This is a genomic window from Nitratidesulfovibrio termitidis HI1, assembly GCF_000504305.1.
GTDB classification, from domain to species: domain Bacteria; phylum Desulfobacterota; class Desulfovibrionia; order Desulfovibrionales; family Desulfovibrionaceae; genus Cupidesulfovibrio; species Cupidesulfovibrio termitidis.
Window position 1 is genome coordinate 1887982 of the sequence record NZ_KI632512.1, and the last position, 13697, is coordinate 1901678.

Sequence of the window (13697 nt, forward strand, 5' to 3'; positions counted from 1 at the left end):
CATGCTAGTCGGCTACGGCAGGCTCCGGCAGCTTCGTATCCACTTCGGTCGCGGGCGCGCCGCAATCGCAGAACGAGCCCATGCCGTATTCCACGCGTTCCTTGTATTCCTGCTGCTTGCCGAGGTTCCAGCGGCTGACCGGGCGGTAGTAGCCCACCACACGGGTGTACACTTCCGCCTCTTCGCCGCATTCGGGGCAGTTCATGTGCTCGCCGCGCAGGTAGCCGTGGGTCTGGCACACCGAGAAGGTGGGGGTGACCGAGATGTACGGGATGCGCGTCTTCTGCATGGCCTTCAGCAGGTAGTTCTTCACCGAGGCCTCGTCGGGCGCTGCCTCGCCGAGGAAGGAGTGGAACACCGTGCCGCCGTTGTACAGGGTCTGCAACTCGTTCTGGTGCTCCAGCGCGGCGAACACGTCTTCGGTGAAGCCCACGGGCAGCAGGGTGGAGTTGGTGTAGTACGGCGTCTCGCCGCCGGAGGTCGCAATGTCTTCGTACAGGGCGCGGTCGATGCGCGCAAGGCGGTAGCAGGTGCCTTCGCCGGGCGTGGCTTCAAGGTTGTACATGTGCCCGGTTTCTTCCTGGAAACGCACGGTCAGTTCGCGCAGGTGGTGCAGCACGCGCTTCATCAGGCGCAGCCCGGCCTCGGTCTCGATGCCCTTGCCCAGAAGGTTCAGGCAGGCCTCGTGCCCGCCGATGAGCCCGATGGTGGAGAAGTGGCCCGCGTAGCCATTCTTGAGGTAGCGGCGCGAGAACGGGAACATGCCCGCGTCCAGCATCTGGGTGCACAGCTTGCGCTTGTATTCCAGGGCGTCGCGGGCCATTTCCGCGTACTCGGTGATCATGTCCAGGAAGTCTTCCTCGCCCTGGGCCAGGTACGCGAACTTGGGCAGGTTCAGGGTGACCACGCCGATGGAACCGGTCAGGTCGCCCGAGCCGAACAGGCCGCCGGTGCGCTTGCGGATTTCGCGCAGGTCCATCTGCAGGCGGCAGCACATGGAGCGCACGTCCTCGGGGTTGAGGTCCGAGTTGATGAAATTCTGGAAATAGGGCGCGCCGTACTTGGCCGTCATGCGCAGCAGCATCTTGCCGGTGTCGGTGTCCCACGGAAAGTCGGGGGTGACGTTGTAGGTGGGGATGGGGAAGGAGAAGATGCGCCCGTCGGCGTCGCCTTCCAGCATCACCTCTATGAACGCCCGGTTGAACATGTCCATCTCTGCGGCATAGTCGCCGTAGGTGGAATCCTGGAACTCACCGCCGATGATCACCGGCTCATTGGCGATGTGCCTGGGCGGGGCCATGTCCAGGGTAAAGTTGGTGAACGGGCTCTGCCCGCCCCAGCGCGAGGTGGTGTTCAGGTTGTACACCAGCTTCTGCACGCCCTGCTTGACCTCGTCGTAGGTCAGCTTGTCGTGGCGGATGAACGGGGCAAGGTAGGTATCGATGTTGTTGAACGCCTGCGCGCCCGCCCATTCGTTTTGCAGCGTGCCGAGAAAGTTGACGATCTGCCCGCAGGCCGCGTCGAAGTGACGCGCCGGGGACGCGCAGCAGCGGCCCTTCAGGTTGAAGCCTTCCAGCAACAGGTCGCGCAGGCTCCAACCCGCGCAGTACCCGGCCAGGCCAAAGGACAGGTCGTGGATGTGGAAATAGCCGTGGGTGTGGGCCAGGCGGATTTCCTCGGGGTACTTTTCCAGCACGTAGCGTGCCTGAACCGAACCCGCCATGTGCAGGATGAGCCCCTGGAACGAATGCCCCATGTTGGAGTTTTCGTTGACGCGCCAGTCGGACCGGTCGAGGTAGCTTTCAATCATCCGGGCCACGTCAAGGTAGGCCTCGTTCTGGCTGCGCATTTCGCGGCGCTTTTCGCGGTAGATGATGTACCGCTCGGCCACGGCGTACAGGCGGGCTTCCATCAGCACGCGCTGCACAAGGTCCTGCACCTGCTCCTGCTCGGGCATGTCCACGCCGTCGAGCTTGGCTTCCACCCGCTGCGCCAGACGTTTGCCCAGCAGGGGATCCTTGATGCCGCTGGCCTTCAGGGCCTTGTTGATGGCGTGTCCCACCCGGTCCACGGACCAGGTTTCCACGCGGCCGTCGCGCTTGCGAATATGTTGGGGCATGGGCAATGGCTCCCGGACGGCGGGCCGACGGAATTCCGCGCGCCAAAGGCGCACGGCGGCGGGCCGCCCGTGGTAGGGCGCGTCGCGGGGATACGTCGGTAACGTCCCCCGGCGCGCGGCGTGTTCCGTGAATCTTCTTGAGTCCGTTGCGGGCATCCGCGTGCCCGTGGCGGCAAGAAGCGCTCCGGCCAGGTCTTCTGGCTTTCCCCCGTCCGACCCGCCTTCCCGGCGCGGGCGGAACCCGGCGCCAGTGGCGCTGCGGCGGCGGGATGAAGGGGAGGCTTCATGCCCGGGCCGGGGCGGACGTTGCGCGCCATGCGCGCGGGGATCACAGCGGCGGGACCGCTCCGGTGTCGCACCGGATTCCCTTTGCCGGAGATCCTAGGAAATCTTCGTGGCTGTTTTTCGTGGGGGCGGCGTGGCCGTGCGGCACACGTCGCCAATGCCCCAGCATGTAGCAAAACGGGGGGGCGGGTTCAACAGTCAAACTCGCTGCCAGGCCCCCCGAATGGCACAGCCGCAGCCCGCAGGCCTTGCCGCCCTAGGCGGAAAAAAAGCGGCCAGCCTGACCAGCCGCCCTGCCCGACCCCACCCCACCTGGCCTGTCCCTGGCCTGTCCCTGGCCTGCCTGTCGAAAAGTGCGCCCGCGCACGAAACGGTGACCAGTGCAAGATTCACCCTAAAGCCTGCCCAAAACCCGCCGATAAGCGACATGAGGCGTAGTGCATCGCGCGCCGGGGAGCGGTCGTGGCCGACAAGTCGCTGAACACCATGCTGGTGGAATATTCGCTGCAACTCATGCAGCAGGGCATGCTGACCAATTCGCTGTTCATGGGCGGGTCCGTCGGCAAGTCGCTGCGCGACATGCTGCTGACCGAAAGCCAGACCCGCAAGGTCACGGACCCCACCGCCGCCGCGCTCAGCGGACGCCTGCGGGCCGACGCAGGCATGCTGCGCCAGGCGTCCAGCAACGTGTCCGAGGCCAAATCCATCATGGACCTGGCCAACACGGGCGTGACCACGCTGAATGCCGCCCTTACCCGCATGAAGGAACTGGCCACCGGCGTTTCCAACGGCACCATGACCTACGCATCGGTGCAGGCAGAGTACAATTCGCTGGCCTCGCAGATCACCCAGACCGTGGCCTCCACCTCGTACAACGGCATCGCCCTGCTGGACGGTTCGGCCTGGAGCAGCGACGACCGGGTCACCGTGTCCGGCGGTTCCGGCGCCATCGAAATCCAGTCCGGCACCGGCAGCTTCAACCTGGCCCTGACCGACCTGTCCTCCTACAAGAACGCCTTCACCAGCACCCAGATCGACACCGTGGGCAAGGCCACCACCATGGTCACCACCCTGAGCGGGTACATCACCACCCTGAGCACCATATCGTCCAATTATGCGGGGCGTTCCACGCTGCTGGACAGCCAGGCGTCATCGCTGGCCTCGCAGGCGGACATCATGGACACCGCCGCCGCCACGCGTGCCAAATCCAACGAAAGCCGTTCGCTGGAAGAACTGGTGCTGGACCTGCTGCTGCGCGAAACCGGGACCATCACCGACGAAGAGGCCTGAGGGCGATCCGCCGCCCCGCCCGCCACGCCATCCGGCCTCCGTACGGACAATACGCGGCCGTACGGCTCCACGGTGCGTTCTTCCTCACAACCGCCTCTTCTTCGCGGAGGCAGCACTCACCCCGGAAACACGGCCCGTTCGGCGCCGCCCCTGCCGTGCGCGCCACCCATCGCAAACTTCCTTGATATTCCAGACAACTCCGCCGTTGTCCGTTGCTGCCCCGCTACGGGATGTTACGAAATGTAACTTGTGGCCCGCCAGCGTTGACTTCGTGCGGGTTCGGCGCGATATGCGCCTCGACGTGCCGGTGTGCCCGGCACGTGCGTACCCGTTGTTCCTTCCGGACACTGCCGCAAGCACGCGGGAACGCCAGTTCACAGACTCCGGCCCCCGCACCCGCGGAGCCAACCCTCGGTTTTCATGAAGGAGAACCGCCATGTTGCAAAAAACGACCTCCCTGTTCGCCTCGCTTGTGCTTGCCGCCGCCGTTGCCCTGCCCGCTCTGTCCGCTCTGCCCGCTCTGGCAGACGACGCCGCGCCCGCCGATGGCCGCCCCGACCTGCGCAAGGAGCGCAGGGACGACCGGCAGGACCATAGGCAGGACCACCGCCAGGACGGTATGGAACGCAGGGATGACCGGCGCGAAGAGAACATGAAGCACCGCGATGACCGCCGCGAAGAGCGCATGGAACGCAAGGATGAACGGCGTGAAGAGCGTATGGAACATCGCGGCGACCGTCGTGAACGTCACGATCAGAACATGGAACGCCGCGAGGGCCGCAAGGATGATCGTCGCGACCATCGTGAAGACCGGCGCGACCAGCACGGGGACCGCAAGGACGACCGCAACAACGACCGTCCCGTACCGCCCGCTCCCGCCCAATAGCATCCGGACGCGCCGCCCGCCCGTACGCGGCGGCGCATGTTGACGACGGACAGGGGCCGTCGACCTTCACCGGTCGGCGGCCCCGCATCGTTGCAGACGCCTGCGGCGGGTTCTCCGCCGTCGTCAGGCTCGGCCAGAAGGTTGTCGACATGTGGTTGCCGCCCAGCCTCCGTTCCTTGCATTCCTGGCCCGGCCCCACCACCTCCACGACTTGCCTGCCGCCGCGCACCGTGCGAAAAGGCGGCGGACCAACGAGGCGCAACGCGTCGCATGTCCCCGTCACGCCCCGTCGCGCCCATTGCCCCCATTGCCCTCAATCCGCCCCCAGTCCGTCCCCGTCCGTACCGTCTGGACCGTCCGGACCGCCACCGTCCGTCATGGCCTGCCGCATCCCGCCGCACACTCCAAACCGGAGCCCCCCATGCCCGTCCCCTTTGCCCTGCCCGTGCCGGTGGTCACCGTCGGCCTGCTGCTGCTTTCCAACGTGTTCATGACCTTCGCCTGGTACGGCCACCTGAAGTTCAAGGCCAGCCCGCTCATGGTGGTCATTCTGGTGAGCTGGGGCATCGCCTTCTTCGAATACTGTCTTCAGGTGCCCGCCAACCGCGCAGGGTACGGCCATTTCAACGCGGCAGAGCTGAAGACCATCCAGGAGATCGTTTCGCTCTCCGTGTTTCTGGTCTTCTCGGTGCTCTATCTGGGAGAGCCGCTGAAGTGGAACTATCTCGTGGGATTCGGGCTGATCGTGGTGGCCACGTTCTTCATCTTCAAGGAATGGTGAGCAGGGTATCGGCGTCGTCGCCCGTGCCGCTGGCGCCCGACAATTCACCGGGCAGGTCGCCCGACGGCCTGCTGGCCTGCTCCACCCGGTTGCGGCCACCCGCCTTGGCCCGGTAGAGCGCCCTGTCCGCCTCGCGCAGCAGGGTATCGGCCCCGTCGCACGGAGGGCTTGCGGACACGCCCAGGCTCAGGGTGACGGAGATCGGCCCGGCGGCGGTCAGCAACGGTGCGGCCTGCACGCCCGCCCGCAGCCGTTCCGCCACGGCCATGGCTTCTTCCGGTGCGGTGTCAGGCAGCAGCACGGCGAATTCCTCGCCGCCGATACGCCCCACGGTATCCACGTCGCGCACCTCTGCCCGGCAGATGGTGGCCAGCGAACGAAGCACCTCGTCACCCACCGCATGGCCCCAGGTGTCGTTGACCCGCTTGAACCGGTCCACGTCGATGGAAATCAGGGCCAGGGGCGTGCCGTAACGACGGTGGCGCTGCACCTCGTGCTCCAGCGCCTCCATGAAACGCCTGCGATTGGCCAGCCCGGTCAGCCCGTCCGTGGTGGCCAGCTGGCGCAGCCGTTCCTGCGCCTCGCGATGCTCGGTGGTGTCGGTGATGATGCCGCAATAGACGATGCCCGATTCCTCCGGCAGTTCCGCCAAGCCGGACTGCCCGGCATGCACGGGCCTGGCCTCGCCCCGCCACCAGCGCACCTCGCCGCCGGGCAGCACCAGCCGCCCTTCGAACGTCCAGTCCCCGCGCCGCTCCACGGCATCGCGCAGCGAAAGTTCCCACACCGTGCGGTCCGCCGGGTACACCGGCAAGGCCCGCCAGTCCTGCAACAACCGTTCGGGGGGCACACCCAGTATCTCGTGGCTGCGCGGGCTGACGTAGGTGAACTGCCGGTCACCCGGCACCTCGCGCCATTGCAGCACCACCCCCGGCACCGTGGCCGCCATGGCCCGCAGGCGCGCCTCGCTGGTGCGCAACTCTTCCACCATGCGCCGCAGCGCCGTGATGTCACGCCCCACGCCGTAGATCAGCCCCTGTTCCGGCACGAAGGCGGAATTCCAGGATATCCAGCGCCACGAGCCGTCACGGCACAGGTAGCGATTCTCCACGTTGGTGATCACGCCGCGCTCGCGCAAGATGTCCAGCCCCTGCATGGTGTCGTACCGGTCGTCGGGGTGCACCAGCGCCACCCAGGGGCGGTCCAGCAACTCTTCCCTGGACCAGCCCAGCACCTCCTGCCAGGCGGGGTTCAGTTCGCGAAAGTAGCCATCCATGCCGCCCACGCACATCAGGTCCGGCGACAGGTTGAACAGCCGCCGCCGGTCTTCTTCCGCGCGCCGCCGGACGGACACGTCGCGCACGATGCCCGCCACCCGCAGGGGCAGGCCGTCGCCGCCGCGTTCCACCACCCGGCCGGTTTCCTGAATCCAGCGCCACGCGCCGTCCGCACCCTGCACGCGGTATTCCGACTCGTAACGCGGCGTGAACCCGGAAAGATTCCGTCGCCGCGCCCGTTCCAGCCCCGGCAGATCGTCCGGATGCACCAGGTTGCGCCACGATTCCATCATGGGCGCGCACCCCACCCGGCCAAGCCCCAGGACCTCGCCCCAGCGGGCATCGCAGCCCACCTCGTCGGTGGGCGCGTGCCAGCTGAAGCTGCCGATGCCCGCGCCGTCCATGACCATTTCCAGATGCTGCTCGCTGCGGCGCAGGGCTTCCTCGGCACGGACCCGGTCGGTGATGTCGTGGATGATGGTGTACAGCAGGGTGCGTTCGAACAGGCGCACCGGCACGGCATGCACTTCTACGTCGCGCACCTCGCCCGAGGCCAGGCGGTGGCGCGAAGTGAAGCGCGACAGCCGCCCCTCGCGCAGGTCGGCCAGCCGCAGCGCCTGCTCTTCCGGTTCCAGGGTGCCGATGGCGTTGACGGACATGCCGCACAGCGCCCCATCCGGATAGCCGTAAAAGACGGAGGCCGCCGGGTTGCCTTCGATGATGCAGCCCGTTACCGCGTCCACCAGCAGCATCACCGCCGAATGGTACCGGAACAACTGCTCGTACAGCGAGACGCCAAAGGCCAGTGACGCCGGAGGGTCGCAGGCTTGCCCGCCCGACGGGTTCGGCCCGCCGGGCTCACCCCCGGACAGGCCAGATGATGCCGCGAAAAAGGGGACAGCCGAAGATTCGGGGGATACGGAAGATGCGGAGGGCGCTGGGGAAGCGGGAGAAGCCGCGGAATTGAAAACCTTGTGCGCACCGGAAGCATCGGGCGCATCGGGCGCATCGGGCTGGCCGACCGAAGAGGCATGGCGGCCACGCAAGGGCTTTCGCCCCCCTTCGCTCCGATCCGTCCCGGCATCCGCCGTCGCCGACGTTCCAGGGGCCTGTCGCCTGTTGCCGCGCACCATGTACCGCCCTCCCTCTGGTCTGGCATTCTATGCCCATTCCGGAGAATATGCGCAAACCCGTTAGAATGGCGGCAGCCGGGCCCTGGCTCCGGCAACGGTCCGGCATGCACCCGCCATCCGTCCGACAACGGGGCGATTTTCCGGAGTCCCGCAGGCTGGCTGGCCGCACGGGATACCAGATAAAAAACGCGCGGGAAGGGTTTGCCCTCCCGCGCGCCGTGGTGTCGCATGACGGTGCATGCCGCCGGGCGGCTGCCCTATTCGACCATCACGAACTTGCCACCCTTCACCTGCAACATGACCATGGAATCCTCGCCCAGGCCGTTGTGGTCCTGCGGGCCAAGGGTGAACACGCCGCTTACCCCCACCAGGCCCTTGGTGGCTTCCAGCGCGTCACGCACCTTCGCAGGTTCTGTACCCACCTTGCGCATGGCCTCCACCAGCAGCAACAGGGCGTCCCATGCATAGCCGGAGTGGGTGTTGATGGGGTACTGCGCGTCGTACTTGTACTCGTCGCGGTACAGGCGCACGAACTCGGCGATGACCTTCTTCTGCGGGTCGCTGTCGGGCAGGGCTTCCCAGGTCATCAGCTTGGTGGCGGGCATCAGGTCGCCCTCGGACGCTTCGCCCGCCAGCTTGATGTAGGCCGGGTCGGGCAGGCCGTGGCACTGCAGCAGGGGCATGGTCAGGCCAAGGGCATGGTGGTTCTTGGACACCAGCGCCCCGGCGGGTCCGATGGTCCAGCAGATCACCGCCTGCGGGCCCTTGCCCGCCAGCGCGGTAAGCTGGGTCTTCATGTCCACGTCGGTGGGCTTGAACTGCTCGGTGCCCACGATCTCGATGCCGTATTCCGGGGCCAGCGAGCGCAGCCAGCGCTCGCCGTCCTGCCCGAAGTTGTCGCCCGAAAGCAGCAGGGCCACCTTGGTCAGGTCATGCTTCTTCAGGTAGCCCAGCACCTTGCGCACAGCCGTGGATGACCGCTGGGGCGACTTGAAGACGTGGCGGGCAGTGCCGAAGTCCATGTTGCCCAGCTTGCCTTCCATGATCACCGGGTCGCCGCCCACGGTCATCACCGTGGGAATGCCCGCGGACTCTATCTGGCGCTTCACGGCCATGCCCTCGTCGGTGCGGGTGGGACCGATGACGGCAACCACCTTTTCCTCGCTGACGAAACGCTTGAAGGTCAGCACCGCCTTGGTGGGGTCACCCTCCGTGTCGCCCAATACCAGTTCGATGGGGCGGCCATTGATGCCGCCTTCCTTGTTCACCTTGTCCACGAACATCTGGGCCACCAGCTTGGTGGGAGTGCCCACGGGCGCGGTGGGGCCGGACAGGGCGAAGAACGCGCCGATCTTCACCGGGTCGGCAGCCTGCGCGGTGGTGGCGGGCAGGCCCGCGCCCAGCAGCAACGCCGGAACTGCCAGTGCGGCCACGCCCAATCGGCATGCCGCGCGTACCAGGGATGCGAAGTCCATGCGAATCTCCTCTCCCACACGGCGCAGGGGGCGGCGCATGGGGCGTGGTTGCGCGCCGTGCCGGTGCCGCAGCCACCGCGGCGCCGGGCTGGCGCGAAAAGTTCATGACCGTTTCGATGCGGCCTTGCCGGACGGACGCCGCGCGGGCGCGTTGCCCGGAGTGGCATCCGCCGCACCATCGGGCCTGCCGTCTTTTACGCCATCCGGCCCACCATCTGGCTGGCGCAGGGTGTCCAGCACCGCCTCGCCCCCGTGCAGCACATGGGCGCGCATGGCCTCTGCGGCAGCATCGGCATCGCCCGCCACCACGGCGGCCACGATGCGGGCGTGGTCGTGGTCCGACCATTCCCCGGCCTCTCGCAGGGGCACCAGCGCCCGGATGATGCGCTCCACCACCCCTTCGATCTCGTCCAGCAGGCGGGCCAGCAGCAGGGAACCGCCCGCCGCCCGCAGCAGCAGGTGGAATGCGGTATTCAATTCGGCCAGCCGGGCCACGTCGCCCGTGGCCGCCGCCTGGCGAAAGGCCGCCAGGTTGGCGCGCAGGGCCTCCATCTGGTCCGGAGTGGCGCGGCGCGCGGCCAGCGCGGCCACGCGGGATTCCAGCAGGGCGCGCACCTGCACCGCCTCTTCCACCTCTTCGGCATCGAAGGGGCGCAACACGTAGCCACCGGCGGAACGCTTCTGCAACAGGCCCTCCTGCTCCAGCCGGTGCAGGGCCTCGCGCAGGGGGGTGCGACTGATGCCCAGTTCCGCCGCCAGGCGGTCCTCCACCAGCCGCTGGCCGGGCTCCAGCTCGCCGTCGATGATCATGCGCTTGAGCATGCGCGTCACTTCCTGCCCCAGCGACTGCTTGACCAGTCTCGCCATCAGTTGCCCTCCTGCGTGGCGCTGCCGCGCCGTGGGTCGTCCCGCATGCCGTCCTGCATGTCTTTTGCCACCCCGGGTGCCGTCCCGGACGTTGCCCCGGCCTCGCCCCCGTCGTCTCCATTGACGGGTCCAAGGAACGCCTCGCGCAGCAACTCGTCGGAAAGTATGTCGGCGGAAATGCCGGAAAACCGGATCTGCCCGCTGGTGATGATGTACCCCCGGTTGCAGATGGCCAGCGCGCCCAGCGCGTTCTGTTCCACCAGCAGCACCGAGCAGCCCATGGAGGGAAGGTCGCGCACCACCCGGAAGATGGCCGCCGTCACCTTGGGCGCAAGGCCCAGGCTGGGTTCGTCCAGCAACAACAGGCGGGGGCGGGCCATCAGGGCGCGGCCCATGGCCAGCATTTGCTGTTCGCCGCCGGAAAGGTTGCCCGCCGGTTGGCCGATGCGTTCGCCCAGCACCGGAAACAGGTCCAGCATGCGGGCAAGGTCGTCGGCCACGGCGGCGCGTTCTGCGCGGCCCCCCTTCTTCAGGCGCAGGTACGCGCCCATCTCCAGATTCTCGCGCACCGAAAGCTGGGCGAACACCCGCCGCCCTTCGGGCACCTGCACCACCCCTGCGGCCACGATGCCCGCCGGACGCGACGGCAGCGGCGCGTCGTCCAGCAGGATGGACCCGGACGCCGGGCGCGCAAGGCCGCTGATGAGCGACAGCAGCGTGGTCTTGCCCGCGCCGTTCATGCCCAGCAGGCACACTGCCTCGCCCGCGCCCACCGCAAGGGACACGTCGAACAGCACCTTCGCGCCGCCGTAGGAAAAGGACACGTCGCGCAGCTCAAGCATGCAGGCCGAACTCCTCGCCCCCGCCAAGGTAGGCGTTGACCACTTCGGGGTTGCGTTTCACCTCGCCGGGGGCGCCCTCGGCGATCTTGGCGCCGGAGCACAGCACCACCACGGCGTCGCTCACGCGCATGACCAGCGACATGTCGTGCTCGATGAGCAGCACGGCCACCCCGCGTTCACGCAGGGCCAGAATCAGCCCGCCCATCTCGTGGGTTTCCGCCGGGTTCAGCCCCGCCACCGGCTCGTCCAGCAGGATCATGCGCGGGTTGCCCACCAGGGCGCGGGCCAGCACCAGACGCTTCTGGTCGCCGTAGGGCAAAAGCCCGGCGGCCTCGTCGGCCCTGCCGGACAGCCCGGTGAAATCCAGTGCCTGCATGGCCGCGTCGCGCATGGCCCGTTCGGTGCGGCGCACGCCGGGCAGGCGCAGCATGCTGGAAAGCATGCCGGTACGCACGTGGCCGTGCAGCCCCACCATGACGTTTTCCAGCAGGCTCATGGAACCGAACACCCGCAGGTGCTGGAAGGTGCGGGCAAGGCCCAGGCCCGGCAGGCGGTGGGCCGCCATGCCGGTGATGTCCCGCCCGTCAAGGGTCACGTTGCCGGAGTCGGGCCGCACCATGCCGGTAACGCAGTTGACCAGGGTGGTCTTGCCCGCGCCGTTGGGACCGATGAGCGCGGTGATGGCCCCGGCCTGCGCCGTGAAGCTGGCCGCGTCCAGCGCGCGGATACCGCCGAAGGCCACGGAAAGGTCGCGTACCGCGAGCAGGGTCATGGCCGGGCCTCCCCGCTTCCGCCGACACCGGGCGGCGTGCCGTTCCTCCTGCCCTTCTGCAACACATCGCGCAGCCAGGGCGACACCCCGCGCGGCATGAAGATGAGCATGAACAGCAGGATCGCGCCAAAGATCAGGTCGTGGTGTTCCTCGAACACGCCCAGCATCTGAGGCAGCACGGTCAGCAGCAGCGCACCCGCCAGCCCGCCCCACAGCGAACCCATGCCGCCGATGAGGCACATGGTCACGAACTCCACAGACTTGAAGATGTCGAAGGTCTTGGGCGCCACGATGCCCAGATAATGCGCATGCAGCGACCCGGCCAGCGAGGCGAACACCGCGGACAGCACGAACACCTGCACCTTGTAGCTGGCCGTGGGCACGCCGCAGGCTTCCGCCCCCGGCTCGGAGTCGTGGATGGCCCGCAGGGCGCGGCCCACAGGCGAATGCACAAGGTTGCGCGCGGGGATGAGCAGCAGCAGCGCCACGCCCCAGGCCAGCCAGTAGAACGAACGGTCGGTGTCGAACGAAAGGCCCGCCACGGCCAGCGGCGGCACGCCCACGAAGCCGCTGGAACCCCCGGTGACGTCGCTCCACTGCACCAGAATCACGTCCACGATGAGGTTGAAGCCCAGCGTGGCCATGACCAGATAGTTGCCCTTCAGCCGCAGCGTGGGCACCCCAACCACGGCGGCGGCCATGGCCACCCCGCAGGCGGAAACGCCCATGGCCAGCCACGGGCCCACCCCGTAGGTAGAGGAAAGAATGGCGCTGCCGTAGGCCCCCATGCCGAAGAACGCGGCGTGGCCGTAGCTGATCTGCCCGGCGTAGCCCATCAGCAGGTTCAGCCCGGTAACCACGATAAGGTTCACCGCCACCACGTTGAGCACGGTGAACTGATAGCCGGAACGCAGGGCCAGCGGCAGCAGGGCCACGGCCACGGCAAGGGCCAGCCAGCCCCGCATGAAACGGCGGGCGGGCGCGGTGAACAGCGGATGGCGGCCCGTCACGGGTGCGGACCCCGAAGAAGGGACGGAAGAGGGAGCGGAGACGGGAGCGGTCATGCGCGCCTCCCGGTGGCGCCGAACAGCCCCTGAGGCCGCACGAACAATACGAGGATGAGCAGGCCGAACACCAGCACGTCGCGGTAGGCGCTGGTCACGTAGCCCGCGCCGTAGCTTTCGAACAGGCCCAGCAACACCCCGCCCGCCACGGCCCCGGCAAAGCTGCCGTAGCCGCCGAGCACCGCGGCGGCAAAGCCCTTCAGCCCCAGCATCAGGCCGATGTCGTACGAAAGGGACGTGATGGGCGTGATGAGCATGCCCCCAAGCGCCCCCAGTGCCCCGGCAAAGGCGAAGGACAGCGTGGTCAGCCGTTCCACCTCAACCCCCATCAGCCGTGCGGTGCGCGGGTCTGCCGCGGCGGCGCGCATGGCCTTGCCGGTCACCGTGGCGCGAAAGAACCAGGCCAGCGCCGCGATGCCGCACAGGGTCATGCCCATCACCCACAGGTTCTGCGGGGTCAGCACCGCGCCCAGCAGGCGAAAGGGCACCTCGGGCGACAGGGGCGGCAGGGCCAGCGGCAGCTTGCCCCAGCCCTGCTTCATCAGGCCGCGCATCAGCGTGGAGGCGGCCATGGTGATGAAGATCAGGATGATCATCTGCCGGCTGCGGGCCGGGCGCAGGCACACCCGCTCCACCAGCCCGCCCGCCACGGCCACGAGCAGGATGGTGGCGGGAAAGGCCGCGAAGATGGGCAACCCCTGGCTGACCAGCAGGCTATACAGGACCAGCCCGCCAAGGCTCAGAAAGTCGCCCTGGGTAAAGTTGACGATGCCCGTGGCATTGAAGATGAGGCTGTAGCCCAGCGCCAGCAGCGCGTAGACCGACCCGGTGGTCAGCCCGCTGAGGGTGTACTGTGCAAGGGCGTTGATGGCGTCTGGCGGCATGAAGGTGTGGTCCGGTTGGGGG

The 13697-nt window shown here is 67.7% G+C and carries 11 protein-coding genes and 1 riboswitch; of the genes, 3 read left to right on the forward strand and 8 right to left on the reverse strand.

Annotation, left to right across the window (positions count from 1 at the left end):
- Positions 1–4: 4 nt before the first annotated feature.
- Entirely contained in the window at positions 5–2119 is a 2115-nt protein-coding gene (locus tag DESTE_RS07735) for a ribonucleoside triphosphate reductase (RefSeq protein ID WP_035066608.1), read from the reverse strand.
- 169 nt (positions 2120–2288) lie between these two features.
- Positions 2289–2511, reverse strand: a riboswitch (cobalamin riboswitch).
- A gap of 355 nt (positions 2512–2866) precedes the next feature.
- On the opposite strand from DESTE_RS07735, the gene DESTE_RS07740 reads away from it, so the two are divergent.
- From DESTE_RS07740 to DESTE_RS07750, 3 genes are all read left to right on the forward strand, one after another.
- The gene (locus tag DESTE_RS07740) at positions 2867–3694 is read left to right on the forward strand and encodes a flagellin (protein WP_035066611.1); all 828 of its coding nucleotides are present in this window, start codon (positions 2867–2869) and stop codon (positions 3692–3694) included.
- A 436-nt stretch (positions 3695–4130) separates the two neighbouring features.
- Complete coding sequence (locus DESTE_RS07745; RefSeq protein WP_035066614.1) at positions 4131–4580, forward strand: hypothetical protein; 450 nt, start codon at positions 4131–4133, stop codon at positions 4578–4580.
- Between the two features lie 421 nt (positions 4581–5001).
- On the forward strand, positions 5002–5361 hold the full coding sequence (locus tag DESTE_RS07750; protein ID WP_035066616.1) for a DMT family protein: 360 nt from the start codon (positions 5002–5004) through the stop codon (positions 5359–5361).
- Here the strand turns inward: DESTE_RS07750 and DESTE_RS07755 are convergent.
- From DESTE_RS07755 to DESTE_RS07785, 7 genes are all read right to left on the reverse strand, one after another.
- Entirely contained in the window at positions 5348–7684 is a 2337-nt protein-coding gene (locus tag DESTE_RS07755; protein ID WP_245590774.1) for a GGDEF domain-containing protein, read from the reverse strand. The two genes, DESTE_RS07750 and DESTE_RS07755, sit on opposite strands and share 14 nt — an antisense overlap.
- A 344-nt stretch (positions 7685–8028) precedes the next feature.
- Positions 8029–9246, reverse strand: coding sequence for an ABC transporter substrate-binding protein (locus DESTE_RS07760; RefSeq protein WP_051384371.1), 1218 nt, complete (start codon positions 9244–9246; stop codon positions 8029–8031).
- 102 nt (positions 9247–9348) lie between these two features.
- A complete protein-coding gene (locus DESTE_RS07765; protein WP_035066618.1) occupies positions 9349–10113 on the reverse strand; it encodes a GntR family transcriptional regulator in 765 nt (254 codons plus the stop codon).
- Positions 10113–10955, reverse strand: a complete 843-nt coding sequence (locus DESTE_RS07770; protein ID WP_035066621.1) for an ABC transporter ATP-binding protein — start codon at positions 10953–10955, stop codon at positions 10113–10115. The genes DESTE_RS07765 and DESTE_RS07770 overlap by 1 nt, the downstream gene beginning before the upstream one ends.
- Complete coding sequence (locus DESTE_RS07775) at positions 10948–11727, reverse strand: ABC transporter ATP-binding protein (RefSeq protein ID WP_035066623.1); 780 nt, start codon at positions 11725–11727, stop codon at positions 10948–10950. The genes DESTE_RS07770 and DESTE_RS07775 overlap by 8 nt, the downstream gene beginning before the upstream one ends.
- Positions 11724–12791, reverse strand: a complete 1068-nt coding sequence (locus DESTE_RS07780) for a branched-chain amino acid ABC transporter permease (protein WP_051384372.1) — start codon at positions 12789–12791, stop codon at positions 11724–11726. The genes DESTE_RS07775 and DESTE_RS07780 overlap by 4 nt, the downstream gene beginning before the upstream one ends.
- Positions 12788–13675, reverse strand: a complete 888-nt coding sequence (locus DESTE_RS07785) for a branched-chain amino acid ABC transporter permease (protein ID WP_035066625.1) — start codon at positions 13673–13675, stop codon at positions 12788–12790. Before DESTE_RS07785 ends, DESTE_RS07780 begins: the two co-directional genes overlap by 4 nt.
- Positions 13676–13697: the final 22 nt, after the last annotated feature.

What these genes read in the sequence shown, in the direction of transcription:
- DESTE_RS07735 (WP_035066608.1), bottom strand. Translation starts at nt 2,119, where the DNA reads ATGCCCCAACATATTCGCAAGCGCGACGGCCGCGTGGAAACCTGGTCC.
- DESTE_RS07780 (WP_051384372.1), bottom strand. Translation starts at nt 12,791, where the DNA reads ATGACCGCTCCCGTCTCCGCTCCCTCTTCCGTCCCTTCTTCGGGGTCC.
- DESTE_RS07750 (WP_035066616.1), top strand. Translation starts at nt 5,002, where the DNA reads ATGCCCGTCCCCTTTGCCCTGCCCGTGCCGGTGGTCACCGTCGGCCTG.
- DESTE_RS07765 (WP_035066618.1), bottom strand. Translation starts at nt 10,113, where the DNA reads ATGGCGAGACTGGTCAAGCAGTCGCTGGGGCAGGAAGTGACGCGCATG.
- DESTE_RS07775 (WP_035066623.1), bottom strand. Translation starts at nt 11,727, where the DNA reads ATGACCCTGCTCGCGGTACGCGACCTTTCCGTGGCCTTCGGCGGTATC.
- DESTE_RS07745 (WP_035066614.1), top strand. Translation starts at nt 4,131, where the DNA reads ATGTTGCAAAAAACGACCTCCCTGTTCGCCTCGCTTGTGCTTGCCGCC.
- DESTE_RS07770 (WP_035066621.1), bottom strand. Translation starts at nt 10,955, where the DNA reads ATGCTTGAGCTGCGCGACGTGTCCTTTTCCTACGGCGGCGCGAAGGTG.
- DESTE_RS07785 (WP_035066625.1), bottom strand. Translation starts at nt 13,675, where the DNA reads ATGCCGCCAGACGCCATCAACGCCCTTGCACAGTACACCCTCAGCGGG.
- DESTE_RS07760 (WP_051384371.1), bottom strand. Translation starts at nt 9,246, where the DNA reads ATGGACTTCGCATCCCTGGTACGCGCGGCATGCCGATTGGGCGTGGCC.